The sequence below is a fragment of the Pseudonocardia sp. 73-21 genome, from assembly GCF_001899645.1.
Taxonomy (GTDB): Bacteria; Actinomycetota; Actinomycetes; order Mycobacteriales; family Pseudonocardiaceae; genus Pseudonocardia.
Genome location: NZ_MKVV01000055.1, coordinates 1 through 24,611, shown reverse-complemented (window position 1 = coordinate 24,611; position 24,611 = coordinate 1). Strand labels below are relative to the sequence as shown.

Here is a 24,611-nt window from a genome sequence, read left to right as displayed (position 1 = left end):
GGAGTTTAGGGCCGCCTAGACGGCGCTGCCCTTCAACCACTGGGCCCAGGTGAGCTCCCAGTCGCCGTAGGTGTCGGTCAGCGGCAGCTGCGGGCCGCCCGAGTTGGTGATCTCCACGACGTCCCCGATGCCGAAGTGGTCGAAGAACCACTGGGCGTTGGCGGGGGAGAGGTTCACGCAGCCGTGGGAGACGTTCTGGCCGCCCTGCGACGCCACCGACCACGGGGCCGAGTGCACGAACTCGCCGTCGTCGGAGATGCGCTCGTCGAGGTCGACCTGCTCCTTGTAGTAGCCGGGCTGGCCCTGGCACACGCCGTAGGTGCAGGAGTCCATGGTGATCGACGGCTGTTTGTCGGAGATCACGTGCGGCCCGACGTGCGACGGGTGGCCGGGGGAACCGAGGCTGATCGGCATCGTCTTGACCAGCGCGCCGTTGTCGAAGATCTGCATCTGCTCGGTGGCGCCGTCGGCCTTCGCGACCCACGCGTCGTGGACGTGGATGGTCTCGGTGCGGTCGGTCTCGCCGAACGTGCCGCCGCCCAGGTCGACGCCGAACATGGACGCCTTCAGCGTGATCGTCGAGTTCGCGGTCCAGTAGGTCTGCGGGCGGTAGTGCGCCTCGGTGTCCGAGAGCCAGTACCAGGAACCGGTCTGCCCGGCGCTGGAGGTGACCGACAGCGCCTTCTGGGCGGCGACGCGGTCCTTCACGGGGTGGTTGAAGCGCACGACGACGGGCTGGCCGACGCCGACGGTGGTCTGGCCGGGCGGCGGGATGAACGAGGGGTAGGCCTGGACCCTCGGGTCGACGGTGGACACGCTGAGGTCCTGGTGGCCGGGGGCGCCGCTCGGGTCGAGGGTGTCGACCCCGACGGCGTAGGTGGTGCCGTAGGCGAGGTCGCCCTTCGAGGTCCACGTGGTGCCCGCGGCGTCGAGGGTGCCCGACACGGTCTTGCCGTTCGGGGTCTTCACAGTGACGGCCTTGGCGGTGCCCTGCGCGACCGTGACCACGATGGGCCGGGTCGGGTTGAGCGGCGTGGTGGCGTCCGGGGTGATGGACACGACCGGGCGGACGGCCTGGCTGACGGCCTGACCGCCCGCGTCCGGGCCGGACGCGGAGCTCCCGGCGACGCTCATGGTCTGGGCGTTGGCCGACGGTGGGTGGGTGGCGAGGGCGACGCCCGAGCCCAGCCCGACGAGGACGGCCACGCCGAGGCCCAGCGACAGCCACTGCCGCCCCGGCCCCGAACCGGAGAACGCCGATTCACCCCAAGCCATCCGGGCTGCTCCATCCCGCCGGGGCGCCGCCGGCCGCCCTGACCGGTTCCCCCTGCGTCCCCCGATTCTGGACCTGTCCGATTGATCACCGGCCGGTCGGGGTCCCTTTTCCCGCTGACGGTGATCGTCCTGTCCGGTATCTGCGTTCCGGTGTTCCCACAGGCGCCCCGGATGTCGTACCGTATCGGTAGTAAAACCTTTGATCATCACGGAAGGGGTTCGGAATGGCAGCGAAGCCGTTCGCGTCGTCGGGAGATCTGGCGGAGAAGCAGCAGACCCTGGAGGTGCTCGCCGACGGCGTGTACGCGCTCACCGCGGAGGGGGACCCGAACGTCGGGGCCGTCGAGGGGGAGGACTTCCTCGTCTGCTTCGAGGCGCTCGCCACGCCCGTCGCGGCCCGCCGCTGGCTGGACCGGCTGCGCGAGCACACCGACAAGCCCGTGCGCTACCTGGTGCTCAGCCACTACCACGCCGTGCGCGTGCTGGGCGCCAGCGCGTTCGACGCGGAGGTGATCGTGGCCCACGAGAAGACCCGCGAGCTGGTGGCCGAGCGGGGCCGGCAGGACTGGGAGTCGGAGTTCGCGCGCATGCCGCGCCTGGCCGAGCAGGCCGACTCGGTGCCCGGGCTGACCTGGCCCACGGCCACGTTCTCCGACCGGATGACCATCGACCTGGGCGGCGACCGCGGTGACCTGGTCCTGCAGTACTGCGGGCGCGGGCACACCGAGGGCGACATCGTCGCGTGGCTCCCGCAGCAGAAGGTGCTGTTCGCGGGCGACCTCGTGGAGGCCGAGGCGGCGCTGTACACCGGTGACGCCTTCCACCGCGACTGGTCCACCACCACCCTCGACGCGGTGGCGGCCATCGGGGCCGAGGCGCTGGTCGGCGGGCGGGGTGCCGTGAGCCGCGGGCGCGCCGAGGTCGACGCGGCCATCGCCCAGACCCGCCGCTTCCTGCAGGTCATGATCGCCGAGGTGTCGGCGGTGCAGGGGCGGGGCGGCTCGTTGAAGGACGCGTTCGAGGCGTGCCATGCGGCGCTGCACGAGCAGTACGGGCGCTGGCCGATCTTCGAGCACTGCCTGCCGTTCGACGTCTCCCGGCTCTGGGACGAGCTGTCGGGGATCGAGCGGCCCGTCATCTGGACGGGGGAGCGCGACCGCGAGGTCTGGGCGCAGCTGCAGGGGGCCTGATGGACCCCGTGGTGGTGGTCGGCGCCGGTCCCGTGGGCCAGACCACGGCGCTGCTGCTGGCGAAGTGGGGCGTGCCCAGCGTGCTGCTCGACCGCCGCCCCGGCCGCGACGTCGTCGGGTCGCGCGCGATCTGCCAGCAGCGCGACGTGCTCGACGTGTGGGCGTCGGTCGGGGCGGGCGAGCAGATCGCCGCCGAGGGCGTCACCTGGACCACGGCGCGCACGTTCCACGGAGACCGCGAGCTGTTCGACCAGACCTTCGCCGATGCCGGCCGCTCACCGTTCCCGCCGTTCGTCAACCTGTCGCAGGCGCGCACCGAGGAGATCCTCGACGAGCGGATCGCCGCCGAGCCGCTCGTCGACCTGCGCTGGGACAGCGAGGTGCTCGACGTGGGCCCGGACGGGACGGTGCGGCTCGCACGGGGCGAGCTGCGCGCGCCGTTCGTCGTGCTCTGCTCGGGCTCGGGCGGCGGCCTGCGGGAGCGCCTGGGGGTGGCGTTCGAGGGTCGCTCGTTCGACGACCGGTTCCTCATCTGCGACATCCGCGTGGATCTGCCCGGGTGGGCCACCGAGCGCCGCTTCTTCTTCGACCCGGTCTGGAACCCCGGCCGGCAGGTGCTGATCCACCCCTGCCCCGACTCCACGTTCCGCATCGACTGGCAGGTGCCGCCGGACGCCGACCTGTCGCCCGAAGCCGTCGACGCGCGGATCCGGGCCATCGTGGGGGACCGGCCCTACGAGCTGGTGTGGACCTCCGTCTACCGCTTCCACTCCCGGTGCGCCGACCGCTTCCGGGTCGGTCGGGTGCTGCTGGCCGGCGACGCCGCGCACCTCGTGTCGCCGTTCGGGGCGCGCGGGCTCAACTCCGGGGTGGCCGACGCGGAGAACGCCGCCTGGAAGATCGCGCATGTCGGCCGGGGGTGGGCGGGCGAGGGGCTCCTGGAGAGCTACCACCACGAGCGGCACGCGGCCGCGCGCGAGAACATCGCGGTCACCACGGCCACCATGGACTTCCTGGTGCCCCCCGACGCCGCCCGTGCGGCCCGCCGGGCGGACGTGCTGGCCCGTGCGGTGGACGACCTGTCCGCCCGCGCGGAGGTCGACTCGGGGCGGCTGGCGGAACCGTTCTGGTACGCCGACTCGCCCCTGACCACCCCGGATCCGACCCGCTCGTTCGCCGGCCGCCCGCCCCGCGGGGCCCTCCCCGCCCCCGGGCCCGGCGTCCTGCTGCCCGACGTGAGCGTGCGCCTCCGGCGCCCGTGCGCGGATAACGGTGTTCCCACACCGTTATCCGCGCACGACCCCGTGCGGCTGCGGCAGCTGGCCCGGGCCGGGGTGCTGGTGCTGGTCCTGCCCGCTGCGGACCTGGCGGCCGCCCACCGTGCCGCCGACGCCGTCGACGCGCCGGTGCAGGTGCACCGCACCGCCGAGCTCGACCCCGACGGCGGACTGGTCGCCGCACTCGCCGCCCGTCCGGGGGAGGTGTGGGTCGTGCGTCCCGACGCGCACGTGGCCGCGGTGCTCACCGGACCCGACGCGGAGACGCTGGCCACCGCGCTGCGCCGCGCGCTGGGAGACGGCCGCGCGCTGGGAGACGTCGGAGGGCGAGAGGGTGTGCCGGACGACGCCGTGCCGGGAGAGGATCGGCGTACACCGCACGACAGCGCCCCCGCCGGGGCCGTACCGCACCACCCGCAGCGATCACCATCGGTCACGGCCGATCGAGGAGGAGCCTGATGGCGTACTACCGCAGCGTCGGTGACGTCCCGCCCAAGCGCCACACCCAGCACCGGCGCCCCGACGGTGGCCTGTACTCCGAGGAGCTGATGGGCGAGGAGGGGTTCTCCTCCGACTCGTCGCTGCTCTACCACGCCCATGTGCCGTCCGCGCTGGTCGACGCCACGCCGTGGGAGCTGCCCGACCAGTCCACCACCGAGAACCGCCCGCTGCTGCCGCGCCACCTGAAGCTGCACACGCTCTTCGCCGGCCAGGAGTGGAAGGCGTGCGACGCCGTCACCGGCAGGCGGCTGGTGCTCGGCAACGCCGACGTCCGCATCTCCTACGTCGTGGCCGGCGAGGCCAGCCCGCTCTACCGCAACGCCGTGGGCGACGAGTGCGTGTTCGTCGAGTCCGGCGCCGCCACGGTGGAGACCGTGTTCGGCGCGCTCCCCGCGTCGGCGGGCGACTACGTGGTGCTGCCCCGGTCCACCACCCACCGCTGGGTGCCCACCGGCGACGAGCCGCTGCGCCTCTACGCGATCGAGGCGAACTCCCACATCGCCCCGCCGAAGCGCTACCTCTCGCGGTTCGGCCAGCTCCTGGAGCACGCCCCCTACTGCGAGCGCGACCTGCACGGCCCGGACGAGCCGCTGGTGGTCGACGGCACGGACGTGGAGGTGCTGGTCAAGCACCGCGGCTCGCGGGGCGTCACCGGCACCCGCTACGTCCACCCCTCGCACCCGTTCGACGTCGTCGGCTGGGACGGCTGCCTCTACCCCTACACGTTCGACGTGGCCGACTTCGAGCCGATCACCGGCCGGGTGCACCAGCCCCCGCCCGTGCACCAGGTGTTCGAGGGCGCCAACTTCGTGATCTGCAACTTCGTGCCGCGCAAGGTCGACTACCATCCCCTGTCGATCCCCGTGCCCTACTACCACTCCAATGTGGACTCCGACGAGGTGATGTTCTACGTGGGCGGCGACTACGAGGCGCGCAAGGGCTCGGGCATCGCGAAAGGGTCGGTGAGCCTGCACCCCGGTGGCCACAGCCACGGCCCGCAGCCCGGTGCCGTCGAGCGCAGCCTGGGTGCGGAGTTCTTCGACGAGCTGGCCGTCATGGTCGACACGTTCCGGCCGCTGGAGCTCGGCGAGGGCGCCGCGGCGAGCGAGGACCCCGGCTACGCCTGGACCTGGTCGGGACGGGGGCCCGGAGCATGACCTGGATGGAGCTGCCCGCCGGCACCGCGTTCGGCCTCGACAACCTGCCCTACGGCGTCTTCAGCCCGGGCGACGGCCCGCGCCGGGTCGGCGTCGCGGTCGGCGACCGGGTGCTCGACGTCGGCGCCGTCGCCTCCGCGGCCGCCGCCCCGTTCGCGTCGCTGCTGTCCGGGCCCGTGCTCAACCCGCTGCTGGCCGCGGGCCGGGCGCGCTGGGCGCAGGTGCGCGCCACGATCCGAGACTGGCTCACCGAGGCGTCCTCGGCCGACCGGGTCCGGCCCCACCTGTACCCGCTGGCCGACGTCACCCTGCACCTGCCGATCGAGGTCGGCGACTACGTCGACTTCTACTCCAACGAGTTCCACGCCACCAACGCCGGCCACATCTTCCGGCCCGACGTCGCCGATGCGTTGCCGCCCAACTGGAAGCACCTGCCGATCGGCTACCACGGCCGCTCGTCCTCGGTGGTGGTCTCCGGCACGCCGATCGTCCGTCCCGTCGGCCAGCGCCGGGGGAAGGAGACGCCCGGGTTCGGCCCGTCGAAGCGCCTCGACGTCGAGACCGAGGTCGGGTTCGTCGTCGGCGTCGGGTCCGAGATGGGCACGCGCATCGGCGTCGCCGACTTCGCCGACCACGTGTTCGGGGTCTTCCTGCTCAACGACTGGTCCGCCCGCGACATCCAGGCCTGGGAGACCGCGCCGCTCGGACCGTTCCTGGGCAAGTCGTTCGCCACGTCGATCTCGCCGTGGATCGTGCCCCTGGACGCGCTGCAGGACGCTCGCGTCGCGCCGCCCGCCCGCGACCCCGAGCCCCTGCCGTATCTGCGCGACGTCGACCACTGGGGCCTCGACCTGGACCTGGAGCTGTCGATCAACGGGCACACCGTCTCGCGGCCGCACTTCTCCACGATGTACTGGACGCCGGCCCAGCAGCTGGCCCACATGACGGTCAACGGCGCACCGACGCGCACCGGCGACGTCTACGGGTCCGGCACCGTCAGCGGTCCGGTGAAGGGGGAGCGCGGCTGCCTGCTGGAGCTCTCCTGGGGCGGCACCGAGCCGTTCGCCCTCCCCGACGGCGGCACGCGCACGTTCCTCGAGGACGGCGACGAGGTGGCCATCACCGCCACGGCCCCCGGCCCCGGCGGCGCCCGCATCGGATTCGGCGAGGTGTACGGAAAGGTTGTCCCGAGCATTGTCGACTGATTGTCCGTCTCCGTTGCTCTGTTCAGCGGATTCGTCCACCCGCCATTAACCTTCCGGCGCGTGGACGACAGCGGGATCACCATCACCGACGAACAGACGATGAGACGTGCGGTGGCAGCGGCGGCCATCGGCAACGTGACGGAGTGGTACGACTTCGGCGTCTACTCCTACCTCGCGGTCGTCATCACGAAGGTGTTCTTCTCGAACCTGCCCCCGGCCACGGCCACGGTCTACACGTTCGGCGTGTTCGCGGTGTCGTTCATCGTCCGTCCCATCGGTGGGCTGATCTTCGGCCCGCTGGGCGACCGGATCGGCCGGACCAAGGTGCTCGCCATCACGGTGATCATGATGGCGGCGGGCACCACGGTGCTGGGCCTGATCCCGGGCTACGCGAGCATCGGCGTCGCCGCGCCGCTGCTCGTGCTGCTCGTGCGCGTCGTGCAGGGCCTGTCCACGGGCGGTGAGTACGGCGGCGCAATGACGTTCATCGCCGAGTACTCCGCCGACCGGCGGCGCGGGTTCTTCGGCAGCTGGCTGGAGTTCGGCACGCTCACCGGGTACGCGATGGGGGCCACGTTCTCCGCCGTCCTGATCGCCGTGCTCCCGCCGGAGCAGATGGAGAGCTGGGGCTGGCGCATCCCGTTCCTGCTCGCGTTCCCGCTCGGCGTGGTCGGGCTCTACCTGCGCTCGCGGCTGGAGGAGACCCCGGCGTTCCAGGTGATGGTGGCCCGGTCGGAGACCCACGAGGGCACCTCCACCCAGGACGCCTTCCGGCTGATCTTCACCAGGCACTGGCGCGCGATGCTGCTCGCCGGCGGGCTCGTCGTGGGGTGGAACGTCACGAACTATGTGCTCACCGCCTACATCCCCACCTACCTGACCTCGACGCTGCCGGCCGCGGGGGAGGCCGGCACGTCGGAGTCGGCGTCGAACATCCTGCAGATCGTGGTGCTGCTGATCCTGATGGTGATCATCACGTTCATCGGGCGGCTCTCCGACCGGGTGGGCCGCAAGCCGATCCTCTACACGGGCTGCATGGCGCTGATCGTCCTGGGCCTGCCCACGATCCTGCTGCTGCGCGTCGGCGGCCTCGGGGCCACGTTCGGCGGCCTGATGATCATGGGGCTGACGCTGGTGCTGTTCTCGGCCGTCTCGCCGTCCACGCTCCCGGCGCTGTTCCCGACGGAGATCCGCTACAGCGGCCTGTCCATCGCGTTCAACATCTTCGTCTCGGCGTTCTGCGGGACGGCGGCCACGGTCATCGCGGCGCTCGTGCTGGTCAGCGGGGATCTCAACTGGCCCGGTTACTATCTGATCGCCGCCGGCGTCGTGGGCCTGATCAGCGTGTACCTCATACAAGAGACAGCCGGCCGCCCCCTGGACGGCTCCCCGCCCGCGGTGGCCACCGAGCAGGAGGCACGTGATCTGGTGGCGGCCCGGGACGCGCCCGCCTGATCACCGGGCGGTGGTTCCGAGTGCGCGCTCGGCGTCGGCGTTCATGATCAGCGCGCACTCGTTCTCGTGTGGCGGCGACCAGGAACCCGGCGGCGTCGAGCGCCATCGCCGTGACGTAGGCGGCGGGGGTGTCGATCGCCAGTGCCACCCGCCCAGCGCGGCGCCGAGCCCGGCGTCGGCCGTGGCCTGGATCCGCCCGCACCGCCGTGCGTTCGGCGGGCGGCACCGGCGCCGCGAGCAGGGCCTGCCGCGCGGCCCGGATCCGGTCTGCGCGCAGGCGTACACGCAGCAGACCAGCACGAACGCGACCAGCCCCGGCGCGGCCCCGACCAGGACGAACCCGCCGATGCGGCCGCGGTGGGCACGGCGAGCAGCACCGCGACCCCGCGGGGCCGCGTCGGTCGGCCAGCGTCCCGAGCGGGACCCGGCCAGCAGGCCGCTGGTCCAGCCGATCGTGAGGCCGAGGCCGATCCCGTCCGCCGAGAGCCCGAGCACTACTGCGCCGGTGTACCGCAGGCCGGGCTCGTCATCGGCTTCGGAACGGTCTCCCGGCACCGGATCGCGAAGGGTCTGCTCCGGTTGGCCGATTCGTCCCGGGGGTGATCCAACCCGGAGGTGCCGGGGTGCCGCCGGTGGGATAGAACGCAGGCATGACCGAACCGATCACAGCCCAGACGATCACAGCCGGGCCGATCACGATCTCCGGCCACGGTGGCGACCAGATCGAGGCCTACCTCGCCCGCCCCACGGGCACCACCCCGCGCGGCGGCGTCGTGCTGATCCACCACATGCCCGGCTACGACGAGGCCACCCTCGAGATGGCGCGGAAGTTCGCCGTGCACGGCTACTCCGCGCTGTGCCCCAACCTCTACTCCCGCGAGGCGCCCGGCGCGGCTCCGGACGACGCGGCCGCGGCCGTCCGTGCCGCGGGCGGCGTGCCCGACGAGCGGCTGGTCGGCGACGTCGCCGGTGCTGCGGCGCACCTGAAGTCCCTCGACAACGCCAACGGCAAGGTCGGCGTCATCGGGCACTGCTCGGGTGGGCGCCAGACGTTCCTCTCGGCCTGCTCGCTCGACATCGATGCGGCGGTGGACTGCTACGGCGCGTTCGTCGTCAACGAGGTGCCCGCCGGGTTCCCGATCAGCATGAAGCCGATCATCGGGCTCGCCCCGGACCTGTCCTGCCCGCTGCTGGGCCTGTTCGGCGCCGAGGACCAGAACCCCGCGCCCGACGAGACCGCGGCGCTCTCGGCCGAGCTCGACCGGCTGGGCAAGGCCCACGAGTTCCACACCTACCCCGACGCGGGCCACTCGTTCTTCGCCGTGGACCGCCCCGCCTACCGCGTCGCGGCGGCCGTCGACGGCTGGCAGAAGATCTTCGCGTTCTTCGGCACCCACCTGGCGGCCTGACCGTGTGCACCTACCAGACCGAGAAGGTCGCGGTCGACGGCAGCGGCAAGGGTGCGCAGGGGTGGTTCCCGGTCAGCGACGCCACCGTCTACGTCGACCATCCCGTGCACGCGCCGTACGGGCACACCGTCAACATCGACTTCCTGAACCCGGCGCTGGGCCCGTCGTCGCGGGTGGCGCTGGAGCTCACCGAGGAGGCCGCGCTCGCGCTGGCCGATGCGATCCGCGCGTCGGTGGTGTCGGCTCCGGCCGGGATCGCGTCGGCTAACCAGAAGGTGTGAGACCGGACGTCGTCAGGAAGGCCCACATCTGCGCCGACACCGACGTCGGCCAGGTGTGGCCCGAGCGCGGGTAGAGCACGAACGTCACGCCGGAGCCCGGACGGCAGGTGCTCCAGCGCTGGACCGTCGACGCCCCGGCCGTCGGGGAGGTGGGGGTGCCCGTGCAGCCGTCCTGCGCCCGCAACCACCCGACGGCGGTGCGCACGGGGGGCAGCGGCGGCCGGTCGTGTGCCGCTCCGCCGAACGGGAGGATCGGGTCCAGGGCGCCCGCGGCCAGCAGGAACGGTCGCGGCGTCCCGTACCGACACGGCGCGAGCGGCACCGATCCGTACGTGGCGACGGCGGCGTACAGCGACGGCTCAGCGCACGCGGCGGCGTAGGCGAGCTTCCCGCCGTTGCTGTAGCCCACGAGGTAGACCCGCGCCGCGTCGACGGGCAGGTCGCGCAGTGACGCGGCCACCACCGCCCCGACGAACGCCGTGTCGGCGGAGCCCCGCGCGCCCGCCACCCCGCAGCAGCCTCCGCCGGCATTCCAGGAGCGGCCGATGCCGTCCGGGTAGACGACGGCGGCCCGGTCCTGCTGCGCCAGGCTCGCGAAGCCGGTCTGCTGGATCGCGGTCCGCGGCGACTGGCCGCGGCCGTGCAGGACCACGAGCAGCGGCAGATCGTGGCCGGTCGCGGGGGCGAACGTCCGGTAGGTCCGCCGGACGCCCGCGACCGTCAGCACGTGCTCGACGCCGGCCAGCGGCGGCTGGGCCTGGGCGGCCGCCGCCACCACGGGCGTGGTCGTACCGAGCCCGCCCGTGACACCCACCGCGAGGGCGACCGCCGCCACCACGAGCAGCCCGATCTGCGCCCCGCGCCACCACCTCACGCCCGTGAGTATGCGCCTCCCGCCACCGTCGTCCGGGAGTTCACACGGCACTCTCAGCGAGCCCACAGCTCAATGGTCCACCCTGGGGCCCCATGGCTTCCTGCATGCGTGAATGGGTCCGTATTCGCAGGTCAGCGGCTCCGGACGGTCGATTCGTCGCCGACGCCCGCAGCGCCCGCTACGTCGACTACGCCGCTCTCGACACCGCCTGCGAGGTATGGGCGGGCGAGCTCGACGCCCGGGGTGTCCCGGCGGGCGCGCGGGTGCTCGTCGACGTCGACGACCCCCTCGCGTTCGCGGTCGTACACCTCGCCGTGATCGCGGCCGGCCGGTGCTCCGCGCCCGTCGATCCGGACGCCCCGCCGGCCGAGCGAGAGCGGTACCGCGTTGCTCTGGCCCCGGCGCTCGTGGTGTCGGACCGGCCCGGGCGGGGCGGCGTGCTCGTCACGGACGGCGGGCTGCCCGGCGCGCCGTCGCGCCGCGGCCCGTCGACGCGGCCGGGGCCGGGCTCCGTCGTCCTGCTCACGTCGGGCTCCACCGGCGCCCCGAAGGCCGTGGAGCTCACCGAGGCGCAGCTGCTGCACACGGCGGGCGCCGTCGCGCGGCACAACGGGCTCACCACGGCCGACCGCGGCTACAACCCGCTCCCGCTGTTCCACATCAACGCGCAGGTCGTGGGCCTGCTGGCCACGCTGGTCGCCGGTGCGGAGCTGGTGCTGGAGCGCCGCTTCCACCGCACCGGGTTCTGGCCGATGCTCGTCGAGCGCGAGGTGACGTGGGTGAACGCGGTGCCCGCGGTCCTCACGATCCTGTCCCGGGCCGACGTGCCCGTCGTGCCGCCCGGGCTGCGGTTCCTGCGCTCGGCGTCGGCGCCGCTGCCGCTCGTGGTGCGCGAGCTGGTCACGGCGCGCACCGGGGTGCCGGTGATCGAGAGCTACGGGATGACCGAGGCCGCCAGCCAGATCACCGCCATGCCGCTGGACGCGCCCGTCCGGCCGGGCTCGGTGGGGCGGCCCGTCGACGTCGAGCTGCAGGTGGTCGACGACGCGGGCGGGCCGTGCCCCGTCGGCGTGGTCGGGCGCGTGCGGATCCGCGGGGGCGGTGTCATCCGCGGATATGCGGGCGGCGCCGCGGCCGACCGCTTCGACGCCGACGGCTGGCTCGACACCTCCGACGTCGGCCACCTCGACGCCGACGGCTACCTCTACCTGGCCGGGCGCGCCGACGACGTCGTCAACCGGGGCGGCGAGCTCGTCTACCCGCGCGAGGTCGAGGAGGTGCTGCTCGGCGAGCCGGACGTGGTCGGGGCCGTGGTCGTCGGGCGGCCCGACGACGTGCTGGGCGAGGTCCCGGTCGCGTTCGTGCGCGGTGCGGGGGCCGATCTGGTCGAGCGGCTCACGGTCCGGTGCGCCGAGCGGCTGGCGCGGTTCAAGCGGCCCGCCGAGATCCGCGTCGTGGAGTCGTTCCCGCTCGGGCCGACGGGCAAGGTGCGCCGGGTGGCCCTGCGCGAGGCACTGGTCGCGTCGTGAGCAGGCACGTCTACCCCGCCGACATGGTCCGTGTGCTCACGTTCGCCTGCGTGATCGCCGTGCACACCGTATCGACGGTGAACGACATCGCGAGCGTCCGCTTCGGGGCGCTGACGATGCTGCTGCACTTCACGCGCGAGGCGTTCTTCGTGCTCACCGCGTTCGTGCTGATGCACCGCTACCGCGAGCACGCCCCGGCCGCGCTGCCGTTCTGGCGCCGGCGGTTCCTGCTGGTGGGCGTGCCGTACGTGGTCTGGTCGGTGCTCTACACGGGACTGCAGCTGGTGAGCGTGCCGCAGGCCGACCCGGTGCGGTTCCTGCTGGTCAACATCCTGACCGGCACGGCGTGGTTCCACCTGTACTTCCTGCTCGTCTCGATGCAGTTCTACCTGCTGTTCCCCGCGTTCCGGTGGCTGCTGCGCGCCACGCGCGGGCACCACGGGCTGCTCCTGGTGACCAGCCTCGCGCTGCAGGTGGTGACGGACCTCTGGCTGCACGACTCCGCGCCGGCCGCGCTCCAGCCCTACGCCGGCTCGATCTTCCTGAGCTACCAGTTCTTCCTGGTCCTGGGCGGGGTGGTGGCGCTGCACCTCGACGCCGTCGACGCCTGGATCCGCGGCCACACCGGTGTCGTCGTCGCGGCGTTCGTCGTCACGGGGGTGGCGGCCGAGGCCGGGTACCAGGTCACGGTGCCGACGGTCGGGGCGATCGTCGCCACCGACGTCTTCCAGCCCGTGATGATCCCGTGGGTCGTGGCGGTGGTCGCCGCGTTCTGGGCGATCGGTGCGGCGTGGACGGACCGTCGGGGCGGCGGCCTCGCGACGCGCTTCCTCGACCGCGCGTCGGACCGTTCGTTCGGGGTGTTCCTGGTGCACCCGGTGATCCTCTGGGTGCTGACCATCGGCGGTCCCGACTCGACGGCCGCGGCGCTCCCGGCGCCCTGGTCGAGCGTCGCGGTCTACCTGGTGGCGGTCGTCGGCTCACTGCTGATCGTCGAGGTGCTCCGGGCCACGCCGCTGAGCCTCGTGCTCACCGGGAAACACCGTTCCACCAGATCTTCACAGCTCACTCCCAGGCGGCCCGGGGGGTTCCGCCCAGCTTCGCCCGCAACCGTGGGTGGCGACCGGACACGAGGAGACTGACATGATCGACACACGGCTCACCCTTCCCGAGCGCGACTGCGCCCCGCGGCAGCGCGGCCTCACGATGGTGATCGATCCCGGCCTGCACACGGGCCGCTTCGAGGACGCCATCGACAGCGTCGGCGAGTACATCGACATGGTGAAGTTCGGCTGGGGCACCGCCCTCGTCACGCACGACATCAAGCGCAAGATCGACATCCTGCGCTGGGCGGGCATCGACTTCTACTTCGGTGGCACGCTGTTCGAGCGCTTCGCGGTCGACGGGATGGTCGACGACTGGAGGGAACTCTGTCGCAGCCTCGGCGCGAGCTGCGTCGAGGTCTCCAACGGCACCATCGCGATGGGCAACGACGAGAAGGCCGGCTGGGTGGCGCGGCTGTCGGACGAGTTCACGGTGATCAGCGAGGTCGGGTTCAAGGACGCGGCGCGCTCCGAGGCGCTGTCGTCGCCCGAGTGGATCTCCTCGATCCGCCAGGACCTCGCCGCCGGCGCGAAGCTCGTCACCACGGAGGCGCGCGAGAGCGGCCGCAGCGGCATCTGCACCCCCGACGGGCAGCCGCGCGACGAGCTGATCGAGGCCATCCTCGACTCCGGCGTCGACGTCGACCGGCTGCTGTTCGAGGCGCCGAACAAGGAGCTGCAGACGTACTTCGTGCGCCGGCTGGGGCCCTCGGTGAACGTCGGCAACATCCACGCCGAGGACGTGATCCCGCTGGAGACCCTCCGGCTGGGCCTGCGCTCGGACACGCTGGGGCTGGTGTGAGGACCACCGGCGACGTCTTCCACCTGGCGATCCCGGCCGCGGACCTCGACGAGGCCTACGAGTTCTACGTGACGGGGCTGGGATGCAAGCTGGCCCGCCGCTACGCCGACCGGATCACGCTGGACTTCTTCGGCGACCAGGTGGTGTGCCACCTGCACGAGGTGATCGAGGAGGAGCCGCAGCTCTACCCGCGCCACTTCGGCGTCACGTTCCGGGCGAAGGAGGACTGGGAGCGGCTGCTGCGGCTGGCCCGCAACCGCCGGCTCGAGTTCTTCGCGGAGCCGTTCCGCCGGTTCGAGGGGCGCTCGGAGGAGCACGAGACGTTCGTACTGGCCGACCCGTCGCACAACCTGCTGGAGTTCAAGTACTACGACGATCCGCGAATGATGTACTGATGGGGCTGGTGCACTGATGTCCCTCGTGGCCGTGCGGCACGCGGAGACGGCGTGGAACCGCTACCGGATCTTCATGGGCGGGCTCGACGTCGAGCCCGACCCCGCCGCCCTGGCCCGGATCGTCCCCGGCCCCACCGCCGACCGCGTCTACGCGTCACCGCTGCGCCGTGCCGCGCTCACCGCGGCGGCGCTCTTCCCGGGCGCCGACGTGATCATCGACGACCGGCTGCGCGAGCGGGCCATGGGGGAGTGGGAGGGGAGGCCGAAGGACGACGTCCGCCGCGAGCGGCCCGTCGACTTCCCGGGCGGGCACCTCGACGTGACCGTCACCCCGCCCGGTGGGGAGGAGCTCGACGCGCTGGTCGCGCGGGTCGGCGGCTTCCTCGCCGAGGTCCCGCCCGACGAGCACGTGGTCGTCGTCTCGCACAACGGCTGGATCCGCACGGCCCAGTACCTCGCCGGGGAGGCCACGCTCGCCGACTTCCACGCCCACCCCGTGCCGCAGCTCGTGCCGACGCCCCTGGCCGTCGGGGATCAGCGGATCGTGGTGCTCTCGTCGTCGGGCGCCTCGAAGGCGCGCAGGTAGGCGTCGAGGAGATCGTCGGTGATCGGGAAGGCGGCGTTCGCGTCGAACCTCGCGCTGCGTTCGTCGGGGCGCCGCCGAAGGGTGGCCCGGTCCCGGGCGGAGGACGATGAGCCACGGTCGACCGTGGGCCTCGATGACCGCCGTGCGGCGGTCGCGACCACGAGCGCGGGCATCTCGCCGCGACGTGACCGGGTGCGCGGGGTCCCTGGCGGTGGAGCAGGTATCCGGCCTGTTCCCGCTCGGACAGGTGCGGTACTGCCAGGTCTGGGGGCCGGTGGGGTGTGACCCACCGACGCGTTCGACCTCAGGCCGTCCCCGACCGTCGACGAGCCGCAGCGGCTCAGGGCAGCGACGGGGGCAGTCCGAACGCCGCGAAGTGCTCCGCGCCGATGAACGACGTGACCTCGGCGATCCGGTCGCCCCGCATCGTCAGGACGTTGATCGACCACGCGTCGTGGGCGCCCGTGTCGCCCGGGCGCAGGTAGGCGGCCACGGCCGGCTGCCCGTTCGCGCTGGTGGGGACGTGCCGCCAGGCCCCGCAGCTCCCCAGCGGCACCGCCACGACGAAGTCCATGACGGCGTCGATGCCCCGGTACCAGCGCGGCAGCGGGGGCATCGACCACGTGACGTCCTCGGTGAGCAGCGCGACCAGAGCCTGCGCGTCCCCGCTCTCCAGTGCCGCCGTGTAGCCGCTGACGACCTCCCGGGTGCGGGCGTCGCGGGCCGCGGGCTGCTCCTCGCGGGACGGCACCCGCTCCGCGACGATCTTCCGGGCGCGCTGGAGGGCGCTGTTCACCGACGCGGTGGACGTGTCCATGATCGTGGCGATCTCGGCGGCGGAGAAGCCGAGCACCTCGAACAGCAGCAGCGCCGCGCGCTGGTTGCCCGGCAGGTGCTGGCAGGCGGCCACGAACGCCAGCTCGACGGACGCGCGCTGCTCGGGATCAGCGTCGGGGTACGGGCCGAGCCACGCGACGTCGGACAGCGGCGTGTCGCCGGCCACCACCGCCGCGCTCGACGGGCCCAGGTCCATCGGCAGGGCGCGGCGGCCCCGGCTCGTGATGCTGTCGAGACAGGTGCGGGTGGCCACGGTGTAGAGCCACGAGCGCAGGGAACTGCGGCCCTCGAAGCGGTCGATCCCGCGCCACGCCCGCACGAGCGCCTCCTGCAGCGCGTCGTCGGCGTCGTGGACGGAGCCGAGCATGCCGTAGCAGTGGGCGTGCAGCTGGCGGCGCAGCGGCGCGACGAGCCGGCCGAACGCCGCGTCGTCACCGGCCCGCGCGCGGGCCAGATCCGGGTCCAGCACAGAAACATCACCCATGCCCGATGATTCTGCCCGACATCCGGCGGTCCCTACTCGTATGACCATGACCCAGAAGGAATCCGTGCTCGACGTCCCCGACGGCTGCCTCCACTACGAGGTGCGAGGTGTGTCCGGCCCGCTCGTCGTGCTCGTCGGTGCCCCGATGGGCGCCGACGCGTTCGCGCCGCTGGCCGAGCTGCTCGCCGTCGACCACACCGTGCTCACCACCGACCCGCGCGGCATCCACCGCAGCCCGCTGCACGATCCCGAGCAGGACTCCACCCCGGACCTGCGCGCCGACGACCTCGCCCGGCTGATCACGCACCTGGACGCCGGGCCGGCGACGATCCTGGGCTCCAGCGGCGGGGCGGTCACCGCACTCGCCCTGGCCCAGACCCGCCCGGAGCTGGTGCGCGCCGTGATCGCGCACGAGCCACCGCTGGAGCAACTGCTCGACGACCGCGACGAGCTCCGCGCCCACCGGGAGGCCATGATCGCCACCTACCTCACGGGTGACCGGGTGGGGGCGTGGGCACAGTTCCTGGCCGGGGCCGGCATCGCCATGCCGGCCGAGGTGCTGGTCGCGCACGGGGAACAGGCGGAGGCGGACGAGCGCCGGTGGTTCGCACACGAGATGCGCGGCACCTGCGACTGGCTGCCCGATCCGGCCGCGCTCACGGCCGCGCACGTCGTGCCGGGCATCGGGGCGGACTCGGCCGGGCAGATGTGTGACCGCACCACGCGCGCGCTCGCCGCGCAGCTCGGCGTCGAGCCCACCGTCTTCCCGGGCGGTCACGCGGGCTTCGTCGAGGATCCTCCCGCGTTCGCCACCCGCCTGCGTGCGCTGCTCGACCAGAGGGGACGTGCCGCAGGGTGACCCGGTCCTGGAGGACTTCTGGATCAGCGCGGCCGCGCAGGAGGACGGGCGCGTGTACCTCGAGGACGGGCTGCGCCGCGCGGGCCTCGGCCGGGCGCTCTACGGGGAGCTGAGCACCTGCCTGTCCGCCCGCGGGTTCCGGACCGCCGTCGCCGGCACGACCCTGCCCGACGAGGCGAGCGCCGGGCTGCACCGGGCGATGGGGTTCGAGCCCGTCGGGGTCCACCGGCGGATCGGCTGGGAGGACGGCGCCTGGCACGACGTGGCGTGGGTGCAGCGCGACCTCGCCGACGCCGCGGACCCCCCGGGCGAGCCCCGCTGTGGCGTCAGTGGGGATCGGCCCGGCGCGACAGGCGGGCGAACAGGGCCGGTGCCGCGCCGTGCACCCGGGCGCCGAGCGTGAGCCAGCCGGGCACGAACATCTCGGTGCGTCGTCGCCGCACCCCGTCGACGAGGGCGGCGGCCACGCGTTCGGGGCTCACCGGGCGCGGGAACCGCCGGTGGTAGGGCCGGCCCCGGCGGGCGAAGTAGGGCGTGTCCACGGCACCGGGCAGCACCGTCGTGACGCCGATGCCGGCCTCCAGCCGCAGGGCGTCGGCGAAACCGCGCAGGCCGGCCTTGGTGGCGGAGTAGACCACCTCGTCGGCCACGCCGATCGCGGCGATCGAGGCCACGAACGCGACATGGCCCCGCTGCGCCACCAGGGTGGGCAGCAGGGCCCGGGTGAGCTGGACCGGCGCCACGAGGTTGACCTGCATCAGCTCGTCGACGCACGCCGCGGACGTGTCCGCGAGCGGCCCGGCGGCGCCGAGTCCCGCGGCGTGCACGAGCAGCGTCACCCGGCCGTCCGCGGCGGCGCGGACGGCCTCCACCCCGTCGGGTCCGGCGAGGTCGGCGACGAGCGACCGGCCCCCGGTGCGGTCCGCGACGGCGGCGAGCCGGGCCTCGTCGCGGCCGACGAGCAACAGGTCCCAGGATCCGGCGAGGCGTTCGGCGACGGCGGCGCCGATGCCGGACGACGCCCCCGTGACCACGGCGGTCCTCATCCCGGCGCGGTCCGGGTCTCGCGCTCGTCGAGGCGGTGCAGCAGCGCCGAGCCGCGCAGCGTGATGAACGCGATGCCCGCGATCACCACGACGGCCGCGGCGCACTCCCCGGCCAGTGCCGCGGGGGAGGTGTCGAGCTGCTCGCCGAGCCAGCCGACGCCGATCAGCACGGCGATCACCGGGTCGACGCTCGTGATCACGGCGACGGCGGGGGAGATCATCCGTCCCTGCTGGAACGTGTTCTGGCTCAACAGGAACCCCATCGGGCCGACGATGCAGACCACGTAGAGGGTGACGTGCTGGAAGGGCTCGTCGATGCCCAGGCGCAGCTGGCCGACCACCACCTTCATCAGGCCCGCCGTGACGCCGTAGAGGACTCCCGTGGCCAGGGCGAGGGCCAGTACCCGCGACGAGTGGGTGACGACGGCGGAGTAGCCGAGACAGGCGGCGACCAGGGCCGCGAGCGCGATGGCGAGCGGCAGGCCGGAGACGAGGTCGATGTGCTCGTCGGCGCCCACCGACACCGGACGGGCCAGCAGCAGGAACGCCGAGAGCCCGGCGGCGCAGAACAGCGCTCCGATGAGGATCAGGGGGTCGGGCCGGCGGCGGGCCATCAGCGCCGAGAAGCCCGCGGCGAACGCCACCCCCGTGACCAGCAGCGGCTGGACCACCGTGATCGGCCCGAAGGCCAGCGCGACGAGCTGCATGAGCAGCGCCAGGATCGTGGCCACGAGCCCGATCAGCCACATCGGCCGCGCGAACAGCTCCACCAGCAGCCGCGGGCTCAGCGTGGGCGCGACCTCGACCTCCTTGGTCGCGCGCTGCTGGGCCGCCGACGCCAACCCGAAGCCGGCTGCACCGATCACCGCGGCGGGCACGGCGATCAGCAGCGACGTGCCGGCGTCCATACGCGGTCCCTCCCTGTGACGGCCCTACATCCGGTCCAACGACGCCGCGAGTCCAGCGGGTATTCCCACGATCCCGGGAACGAGGGCCGGATCGGCGGTGATACCGACCGTCGTCGCGCGTCCCCAGTGCATGACCCCCACCGCGAGCCCGACGCCGTCGGCCAGCGGCAGCACCGGGTGGACCTCGCGAACCAGGCATCCGGCGATGCGGGTCGGGCGCCGCACCCCGGGCATCACCGAGGCGAGCACGTGGAAGAACCGCCGCCCGTAGATCCGGCGGACGATGACGGCCTGGACGCGGCCCGGCAGCAGCCCCAGCAGCCCCAGGACGGCGGCCGCCCCCTCGGGTTCACCGCTGGCCGTGCCGCGGGCGACGGCCCGCGCCACCCGCGCCACGCGTTCGGCCCCCGACATCGGCCCGAGCGGCAGCGCCACGGACACGGCTGCGGTGCGGTTGCCGGGGGCGTCGCTGGCCACGTCCGCGCTGGTCCGGGTCGTCATCGGGACCATCGCGCGCAGGTGCTCGGTCGGGGCCCCGTGCCGTTCCAGCAGCTCGCCCAGGGCGTCGGCGACCACGGCCAGCACCAGCACCGTCGTCCCGACGCCCTGGGCGCGGGCCGCGGAGCGGACGCGGGCGCCGTCGAAGCTCACCCCGACGTGGCGGTGGCCCGGTCCGCTGCTGCGGCCCGTGACCGGTGACCGGCCCGCCGTGCCGGCGAGGGCGAGCGCGCCGATGCCCCGGACGACCGTGGCGGCCCGGCGGACGCGGTCGGTGGGCGTCGGCGCGACGGGCGGGGCCGGGTCCCGGGGCCGGCCCGCGTCGGTCAGCAGGCGGGTCAGCGCCTCGGTGACGGCCAGCCCGTCGCCCAGGGCGTGGTGCACCTTGGCCAGCACGGTGATCCCGCCCGCCTCCCGGTCGCGCGTGACCTGGAGCTCCCAACCGGTGGTGGCCGGGTCGACGGGGGCGGCGAAGAACGCGTCCACGACGTCCGGGGCGTCGTCGAGCACCTCCCGGTGCACGTGCCCCTCCGGCGAGGCGTCGGTGCCCCACCGCAGCGGCCGGCCCGGCCGGGGAGGGGCGATGCGCCGGTGCAGCAGGGGTACCGACGGCAGCCGCTCGCGGACGAGCCCGGTGATCACCTCCGGCCAGTCCGGACGCCCATCCGGGTCCTCGACGACGATGCGCGCGCCCACCTGCTGGGGCACCTCCGGGGTGGCGGCGTAGAAGAACAGGGCGTCCTGGGCACGGACACGGGTGCCGTGACCGTGTCGCGCGCCCCGGCCGGTCGTGCCGTCGCGGCCCGGCAACAGCCCGGCCAGGTCGGCGACGGCGGTCGGGAACACCCCCGGGCCGTGCCCGGTGCGGTCCACGTGGTGGCCGGCTCCGAGGTCGGCCACCGCCGCCCGCAGGTCCGCGGGCCGCGCGCAGACGCGAGCCAGGCCCTCGGCCTCCAGCACGGCCGCGTTGGCCCGGCCGTGGCCGGGTATCGGCGCGAACAGCAGCAGCCGGCGCCCGCAGGCCAGCGCCTCCAGCGCCGTGGCGCCACCGGCGTTGGTGACGACGGCGTCGCAGTCGCGGGTGGCGGCGGCCGGATCGTCGATCCAGTCCTCCACCCGCAGCGCCGCCCCGCGGGGGTGCGCGCGGGCCAGCGCGTCGAGCCGGCGCCGGGCCGCCGGGTCGCGGCTGCAGCTGACGAGCACGTCGGCTCCGCCGTCGAGGGCGGCGGCGCAGGCGGCCGCGACGTCGCCGAAGGCCAGCGAGCCGCAGGAGACGTAGACGAGCGGCCGGGCGCGGCGCGACGGCCCGGCGGGCGGGGCGAACCGGCCCGCGACGGGCAGGCCCGCGACCCGCACGGACGCACCGGGCGCGATGCGGCGCAGCCGGTCGGCGCCGGTGGGGGTGGAGACGAGGTGCAGGTCGAGCGCCGCGTCGGCCCACAGCGGGTGCGGCGCGGGATCGGCCACCAGTGCGACGGCCGCAGGCGCGAGCCGGCCGCGGCGACGCAGCCACCCGAGGCCCGTGATGCCCTCGGGGAAGGTCGCCACCACCAGGTCGGGGTCGTGGCGCTCCAGGAGGGGGGCGAGCCCGCGTCCGCTCCACGCCCCGATCACCGCCCGCGTCCCCGCCCGGAACGGTGCGACGTGCGTCAGCAGCCAGAAGTAGAGGGCGTAGAGCCAGGGGAGGTGGCGCAGGCAGCCGGCGTAGATCCCCCGGAACGCCCCGCCGGTGGCGGCGCCCATCCCGTCGAGGGTGTCGGTCCAGGTCACCTCGACCTCCGGCCACGCGCCCCTGGCCGCCTCCTCGACGGCCCGGGCGGCGGCGTGGTGGCCCTCGCCCATGCTGCCGGTGACGAGCAGGAGCCGGCGGGGGTGATGTCCGGGCGTCGGGGCGGCGGGACGGTGCTCGGTGCGGGCGTCAACGGTCACGGGGTCGTCCCTGTCGTCCTTCGGGGGTGTCGTGATCCTGGCCGTACCCGATCGGGCGGCGCGCCGCGGGGGCTAGCGTGCTGCCGTGCAGGAGGGTGGGCCCCGGAGGGTCCTGGTGCTGTCGGCCCCGGTCGGGGAGGGGCACGTGGCGGCGGCGCGGGTGCTCGCCGCGCGGATGCGCGAGCTGTGGCCCGCGGCGGAGGTGCGGGAGGTGGAGGGCACCGGCGGCCCGGGGCGCGACCGCCTGCTGCGCAGCTCCTACGCGGTGACCATGCGGATCGCCCCGCGGCTCTACGGGCTGGGCTACGACCTGCTGGTGGCCCACCCGCGTGTGGCGGAGTTCTTCAAGGCGGTGGCCGCGGCCCGGCTCGGTCGCGCGCTCGCCCCGCTGGTGGCCGACGGACCCGACCTCGTGGTCTCCACCTACCCGATGACCTCCGGCGGGCTGGCGTGGCTGCGCCGCCGCGGCCGCCTGCCGGGGCGCAGCGTCGCCGTCGTCACCGACGTGGCGGTGCACCCGTTCTGGGTGTGGGCCGACGTCGACCAGACCTGGACGCTGTTGCCCGCCTCCCGCGACCAGGCCCGGGCGATCGCGCCGGCGGCCGACGTGCGGGTGGCGCCCCCGGCCGTCGACCGGCGGTTCCGGCCGGGTGACCGCGCCGCCGCCCGGGCCGCCACCGGGCTCGCCCCCGATGCGTTCGTCGTGCTCGTGACCGGGGGCTCGCTGGGCTTCGGCGGCCTGGAGCGGGTGGTGGACGCGGTGCTGGCCGGGGGTGCGCAGGCGGTGGTGCTGGCGGGCCGCAACGACCGGTTGCGCCGCCGCCTGGAGGCCCGCGGGCTGCCGGCCGAGCGGCTCGTGGTGCACGGCTGGACCGACCGCGTCCCCGAGCTGGTCACCGCGTCCGACGTCGTGCTGACCACCGCCGGCGGCATGATCGCCACCGAGGCCCTGGCCGCGGGCCGTCCGGTGCTGTTCGCGACGCCGGTCCCCGGCCACGGGCGCGCCGGTGCGGAGATGACGGCGGCGGCCGGGCTGGCGCTGGTCTGCCCGACCCGCACCGACGTGACGACCACGATCCGCGGGCTCATCCGGGACCCGGCCGGGATGGCCCGCCTGGCGGCCGCGGCGGTCGACTTCGGCGTCGCCGACCTCGACGCGGCGCTGAGGGACCTCGCGGCCCGCTGAGGCGGCGATGACCGCCGCCCGTGCGCCGAGCCGGTGATCATGGCGGATCAGGCGGGGCGGGCGCCCATCCGCAGGTGGATGCCCTGGCCCGCCATGCAGCGGCGGAACCAGACCAGCGACGCCACGATGCCGAGCGCCACCACCGAGTACGAGCCCGCCGTGGAGACCATCAGGTAGTTGCCCACCGTCTGCGTGGCCAGCACGACCAGCGTGGTGACGCCGTTGACGATGAACACCGTGGCCCACAGCAGCGACACGCGCTTGAAGAACCGCTTCATCTGCGGGTGGCCGGTGAGCGAGGCCGGGAACGCGCAGAAGTCGTCGGCGAGCTTGGCCAGCAGCGGTCGGTCCAGGCCGAGGGTGACCAGCAGTGCCGCCGCGAACACGAAGTTCTGCACCGTCGGTTGCAGGAAGTACAGGAACGCGCTGCCGGTGAACAGGCCCACCAGCGTGCGGGCGAGCAGCAGCAGCGTGCTGATCACCAGGATGGCCGGCACGGGTCTGCGCAGCACCAGCCGCCGCCCGATGGCCAGCCCCGACCAGCTCAGCGCGGCGATCAGCCCAGCGTCGAACCCGACGCGGGTGAACAGCACCCAGAACAGCGCCAGCGGGATCAGCGTGGACTCCAGCAGCGGACGCCCGGCGTTGCGCAGCAACGACCCGATCGACGGGAGGTGGATCGTGGTGCGGTGGCTGAGCATCAGGTGGAGTGACCTCTCCGGTTGCTACTGCGGTGGAGGCACTGTATCGGGCCGTGTAACGCGGAGATAACGGCCCGGTTGACCGGTTCAGCTCCCCACCGCGGCCCGGAGCGACTGGCGCAGCGAGCCCATCGTCGCGAAGACCGCCGACGGCTCGTACCCGCAGTGTGCCATGCAGTTGTCGCACCGTGGGTCGTTCCCGCGGCCGAAAGCGTTCCAGTCGGTGTCCTCGATGAGCTCCTTGTAGGTCTGCACGTAGCCGTCGTCGAGCAGGTAGCAGGGCCGCTGCCAGCCCAGCAGTGAGTACGACGGGATCGCCCACGCGGTGCACGAGAGGTCGACCCTGCCCTCGAGGAAGTCGAGGAACACCGGGGAGTGGTTGAGCCGCCACTTCTTGCGCCGCCCGCCGTCGAACGCCTTGCGGAACAGCTCGCGCGTCTGCTCGACGCCCAGCCAGTGCTCCTGGTCGGGGGCCTTCTCGTAGGCGTAACCGGGGGAGATCTGCATGTTGTCGACGCCGAGCTCGTCGTTGAGGTAGTCGAGGACGTCGATCACGTCCTGCGGGGTGTCGGTGTCGAAGAACGTGGTGTTGGTGTTGACCCGGAACCCGGCCGCCTGGGCCTGCTTGATCGCCGCGACGGCGGTGTCGAACACGCCGTCCTTGCAGACCGACTGGTCGTGGCGCTCGCGCAGGCCGTCGATGTGGACCATCCACGCGAAGTTCTTGTGCGGGGTGAAGCGGTGCAGGTGCTTGGGCAGCAGCACCGCGTTCGTGCACAGGAACACGATCTTGTTGAGATCCAGCAGGCGCGAGACGATGACGTCGATCTCCTTGTGCATCAGCGGCTCGCCGCCCGCGATGGAGACCATCGGCGCGCCGCTCTCGACGATGGCGTTCACGGCCTGCTCGACGGGCATGCGCTGCTTGAGCAGGTGGGCGGGCTGCTCGATCTTGCCGCAGCCGGCGCACTTGAGGTTGCAGGCGAACAGCGGCTCCAGCTCCACGAGCAGCGGGAACTTCTCCACCCGCTTGATCTTCTGCTTCATCAGGTAGGCACCCAGGCGGATCGACTGCCTCATGGGCATGCTGATGGCTCTACCTTCCCTTCGCACGGTGGATCCCG

The 24,611-nt window shown here is 73.5% G+C and carries 23 protein-coding genes and 1 pseudogene; 15 read left to right on the top strand and 9 right to left on the bottom strand.

Going from position 1 to position 24,611, the window contains the following annotated elements; all coding sequences use genetic code 11:
- Positions 1–15 precede the first annotated feature (15 nt).
- Positions 16–1,275 carry an Ig-like domain-containing protein gene (locus tag BGP03_RS17795; RefSeq protein WP_296370052.1) on the bottom strand — a complete coding sequence of 420 codons (1,260 nt, stop codon included), beginning with the start codon at positions 1,273–1,275 and terminating at the stop codon, positions 16–18.
- A 224-nt stretch (positions 1,276–1,499) separates the two neighbouring features.
- Here BGP03_RS17795 and BGP03_RS17790 point away from each other — a divergent pair, with 224 nt between their 5' ends.
- Genes BGP03_RS17790 through BGP03_RS17770 form a run of 5 tightly spaced genes read left to right on the top strand, consistent with a single transcriptional unit; the run spans position 1,500 to position 8,060 of the window.
- Entirely contained in the window at positions 1,500–2,465 is a 966-nt protein-coding gene (locus BGP03_RS17790; RefSeq protein ID WP_296370051.1) for an MBL fold metallo-hydrolase, read from the top strand.
- Positions 2,465–4,201: an FAD-dependent monooxygenase gene (locus BGP03_RS17785; RefSeq protein ID WP_298795318.1), complete on the top strand. Its 1,737-nt coding sequence runs from the start codon at positions 2,465–2,467 to the stop codon at positions 4,199–4,201. The genes BGP03_RS17790 and BGP03_RS17785 overlap by 1 nt, the downstream gene beginning before the upstream one ends.
- Positions 4,201–5,400: a cupin domain-containing protein gene (locus tag BGP03_RS17780; RefSeq protein WP_296370049.1), complete on the top strand. Its 1,200-nt coding sequence runs from the start codon at positions 4,201–4,203 to the stop codon at positions 5,398–5,400. Before BGP03_RS17785 ends, BGP03_RS17780 begins: the two co-directional genes overlap by 1 nt.
- Positions 5,397–6,605 carry a fumarylacetoacetase gene (gene fahA / locus BGP03_RS17775; protein ID WP_296370047.1) on the top strand — a complete coding sequence of 403 codons (1,209 nt, stop codon included), beginning with the start codon at positions 5,397–5,399 and terminating at the stop codon, positions 6,603–6,605. The genes BGP03_RS17780 and fahA overlap by 4 nt, the downstream gene beginning before the upstream one ends.
- Positions 6,606–6,665: 60 nt before the next feature.
- Positions 6,666–8,060, top strand: a complete 1,395-nt coding sequence (locus BGP03_RS17770) for an MFS transporter (RefSeq protein ID WP_298795319.1) — start codon at positions 6,666–6,668, stop codon at positions 8,058–8,060.
- Here BGP03_RS17770 and BGP03_RS17765 read toward each other — a convergent pair whose 3' ends face one another.
- Positions 8,061–8,555 carry a hypothetical protein gene (locus BGP03_RS17765; protein WP_299736782.1) on the bottom strand — a complete coding sequence of 165 codons (495 nt, stop codon included), beginning with the start codon at positions 8,553–8,555 and terminating at the stop codon, positions 8,061–8,063.
- 155 nt (positions 8,556–8,710) lie between these two features.
- Here BGP03_RS17765 and BGP03_RS17760 point away from each other — a divergent pair, with 155 nt between their 5' ends.
- Both BGP03_RS17760 and BGP03_RS17755 read left to right on the top strand, forming a co-directional pair.
- On the top strand, positions 8,711–9,469 hold the full coding sequence (locus tag BGP03_RS17760) for a dienelactone hydrolase family protein (protein WP_298795321.1): 759 nt from the start codon (positions 8,711–8,713) through the stop codon (positions 9,467–9,469).
- A gap of 2 nt (positions 9,470–9,471) precedes the next feature.
- Complete coding sequence (locus BGP03_RS17755) at positions 9,472–9,750, top strand: DUF6295 family protein (RefSeq protein ID WP_298795323.1); 279 nt, start codon at positions 9,472–9,474, stop codon at positions 9,748–9,750.
- On the opposite strand, the gene BGP03_RS17750 is transcribed toward BGP03_RS17755, so the two are convergent.
- Complete coding sequence (locus tag BGP03_RS17750; RefSeq protein WP_296370041.1) at positions 9,734–10,624, bottom strand: PHB depolymerase family esterase; 891 nt, start codon at positions 10,622–10,624, stop codon at positions 9,734–9,736. The genes BGP03_RS17755 and BGP03_RS17750 overlap by 17 nt on opposite strands.
- A 104-nt stretch (positions 10,625–10,728) precedes the next feature.
- Here BGP03_RS17750 and BGP03_RS17745 point away from each other — a divergent pair, with 104 nt between their 5' ends.
- From BGP03_RS17745 to BGP03_RS17725, 5 genes are read left to right on the top strand one after another with little or no spacing between them, the layout of a single operon-like run.
- The gene (locus tag BGP03_RS17745; RefSeq protein WP_298795325.1) at positions 10,729–12,153 is read left to right on the top strand and encodes an AMP-binding protein; all 1,425 of its coding nucleotides are present in this window, start codon (positions 10,729–10,731) and stop codon (positions 12,151–12,153) included.
- Positions 12,150–13,295: an acyltransferase gene (locus BGP03_RS17740; RefSeq protein ID WP_298795327.1), complete on the top strand. Its 1,146-nt coding sequence runs from the start codon at positions 12,150–12,152 to the stop codon at positions 13,293–13,295. The genes BGP03_RS17745 and BGP03_RS17740 overlap by 4 nt, the downstream gene beginning before the upstream one ends.
- A gap of 1 nt (position 13,296) precedes the next feature.
- Entirely contained in the window at positions 13,297–14,058 is a 762-nt protein-coding gene (locus BGP03_RS17735; RefSeq protein ID WP_296370036.1) for a phosphosulfolactate synthase, read from the top strand.
- Positions 14,055–14,453 (top strand): VOC family protein, encoded by a 399-nt coding sequence (locus tag BGP03_RS17730; RefSeq protein ID WP_296370034.1) that lies wholly within the window; start codon positions 14,055–14,057, stop codon positions 14,451–14,453. Before BGP03_RS17735 ends, BGP03_RS17730 begins: the two co-directional genes overlap by 4 nt.
- 16 nt (positions 14,454–14,469) lie before the next feature.
- Positions 14,470–15,039 carry a histidine phosphatase family protein gene (locus BGP03_RS17725; protein WP_298795330.1) on the top strand — a complete coding sequence of 190 codons (570 nt, stop codon included), beginning with the start codon at positions 14,470–14,472 and terminating at the stop codon, positions 15,037–15,039.
- Positions 15,040–15,379: 340 nt separating this feature from the next.
- Here BGP03_RS17725 and BGP03_RS17720 read toward each other — a convergent pair whose 3' ends face one another.
- The gene (locus tag BGP03_RS17720; RefSeq protein ID WP_296370031.1) at positions 15,380–16,360 is read right to left on the bottom strand and encodes a sigma-70 family RNA polymerase sigma factor; all 981 of its coding nucleotides are present in this window, start codon (positions 16,358–16,360) and stop codon (positions 15,380–15,382) included.
- 46 nt (positions 16,361–16,406) lie between these two features.
- Here BGP03_RS17720 and BGP03_RS17715 point away from each other — a divergent pair, with 46 nt between their 5' ends.
- Positions 16,407–17,219 (top strand): alpha/beta hydrolase, encoded by an 813-nt coding sequence (locus BGP03_RS17715; RefSeq protein ID WP_296370030.1) that lies wholly within the window; start codon positions 16,407–16,409, stop codon positions 17,217–17,219.
- A 52-nt stretch (positions 17,220–17,271) separates the two neighbouring features.
- Positions 17,272–17,496 (top strand): annotated as a pseudogene (locus BGP03_RS17710) (GNAT family N-acetyltransferase); the annotation flags it as partial.
- A gap of 49 nt (positions 17,497–17,545) precedes the next feature.
- Here the strand turns inward: BGP03_RS17710 and BGP03_RS17705 are convergent.
- From BGP03_RS17705 to BGP03_RS17695, 3 genes are read right to left on the bottom strand one after another with little or no spacing between them, the layout of a single operon-like run.
- Complete coding sequence (locus BGP03_RS17705) at positions 17,546–18,265, bottom strand: SDR family NAD(P)-dependent oxidoreductase (RefSeq protein WP_298795332.1); 720 nt, start codon at positions 18,263–18,265, stop codon at positions 17,546–17,548.
- Positions 18,262–19,173 (bottom strand): DMT family transporter, encoded by a 912-nt coding sequence (locus tag BGP03_RS17700; RefSeq protein WP_296370026.1) that lies wholly within the window; start codon positions 19,171–19,173, stop codon positions 18,262–18,264. Before BGP03_RS17700 ends, BGP03_RS17705 begins: the two co-directional genes overlap by 4 nt.
- A gap of 24 nt (positions 19,174–19,197) precedes the next feature.
- The gene (locus BGP03_RS17695; protein ID WP_296370025.1) at positions 19,198–21,600 is read right to left on the bottom strand and encodes a WS/DGAT domain-containing protein; all 2,403 of its coding nucleotides are present in this window, start codon (positions 21,598–21,600) and stop codon (positions 19,198–19,200) included.
- An 85-nt stretch (positions 21,601–21,685) separates the two neighbouring features.
- Between BGP03_RS17695 and BGP03_RS17690 the strand changes: the two genes are divergently transcribed.
- The gene (locus tag BGP03_RS17690) at positions 21,686–22,786 is read left to right on the top strand and encodes a glycosyltransferase (RefSeq protein WP_296370023.1); all 1,101 of its coding nucleotides are present in this window, start codon (positions 21,686–21,688) and stop codon (positions 22,784–22,786) included.
- A 47-nt stretch (positions 22,787–22,833) separates the two neighbouring features.
- Here the strand turns inward: BGP03_RS17690 and BGP03_RS17685 are convergent, their stop codons facing one another.
- Both BGP03_RS17685 and hpnH read right to left on the bottom strand, forming a co-directional pair.
- On the bottom strand, positions 22,834–23,487 hold the full coding sequence (locus BGP03_RS17685) for a VC0807 family protein (protein WP_298795335.1): 654 nt from the start codon (positions 23,485–23,487) through the stop codon (positions 22,834–22,836).
- Between the two features lie 87 nt (positions 23,488–23,574).
- Positions 23,575–24,579 (bottom strand): adenosyl-hopene transferase HpnH, encoded by a 1,005-nt coding sequence (hpnH, locus tag BGP03_RS17680; RefSeq protein ID WP_296370019.1) that lies wholly within the window; start codon positions 24,577–24,579, stop codon positions 23,575–23,577.
- Between the last annotated feature and the right edge of the window lie 32 nt (positions 24,580–24,611).

Excerpts from the sequence above, each read along its gene's own strand:
- fahA (WP_296370047.1), top strand. The coding sequence starts at position 5,397 with ATGACCTGGATGGAGCTGCCCGCCGGCACCGCGTTCGGCCTCGACAAC.
- BGP03_RS17705 (WP_298795332.1), bottom strand. The coding sequence starts at position 18,265 with ATGAGGACCGCCGTGGTCACGGGGGCGTCGTCCGGCATCGGCGCCGCC.
- BGP03_RS17785 (WP_298795318.1), top strand. The coding sequence starts at position 2,465 with ATGGACCCCGTGGTGGTGGTCGGCGCCGGTCCCGTGGGCCAGACCACG.
- BGP03_RS17760 (WP_298795321.1), top strand. The coding sequence starts at position 8,711 with ATGACCGAACCGATCACAGCCCAGACGATCACAGCCGGGCCGATCACG.
- BGP03_RS17780 (WP_296370049.1), top strand. The coding sequence starts at position 4,201 with ATGGCGTACTACCGCAGCGTCGGTGACGTCCCGCCCAAGCGCCACACC.
- BGP03_RS17795 (WP_296370052.1), bottom strand. The coding sequence starts at position 1,275 with ATGGCTTGGGGTGAATCGGCGTTCTCCGGTTCGGGGCCGGGGCGGCAG.
- BGP03_RS17720 (WP_296370031.1), bottom strand. The coding sequence starts at position 16,360 with ATGGGTGATGTTTCTGTGCTGGACCCGGATCTGGCCCGCGCGCGGGCC.
- BGP03_RS17715 (WP_296370030.1), top strand. The coding sequence starts at position 16,407 with ATGACCCAGAAGGAATCCGTGCTCGACGTCCCCGACGGCTGCCTCCAC.
- BGP03_RS17735 (WP_296370036.1), top strand. The coding sequence starts at position 13,297 with ATGATCGACACACGGCTCACCCTTCCCGAGCGCGACTGCGCCCCGCGG.
- BGP03_RS17790 (WP_296370051.1), top strand. The coding sequence starts at position 1,500 with ATGGCAGCGAAGCCGTTCGCGTCGTCGGGAGATCTGGCGGAGAAGCAG.
- BGP03_RS17725 (WP_298795330.1), top strand. The coding sequence starts at position 14,470 with ATGTCCCTCGTGGCCGTGCGGCACGCGGAGACGGCGTGGAACCGCTAC.
- BGP03_RS17685 (WP_298795335.1), bottom strand. The coding sequence starts at position 23,487 with ATGCTCAGCCACCGCACCACGATCCACCTCCCGTCGATCGGGTCGTTG.
- BGP03_RS17700 (WP_296370026.1), bottom strand. The coding sequence starts at position 19,173 with ATGGACGCCGGCACGTCGCTGCTGATCGCCGTGCCCGCCGCGGTGATC.
- BGP03_RS17745 (WP_298795325.1), top strand. The coding sequence starts at position 10,729 with ATGCGTGAATGGGTCCGTATTCGCAGGTCAGCGGCTCCGGACGGTCGA.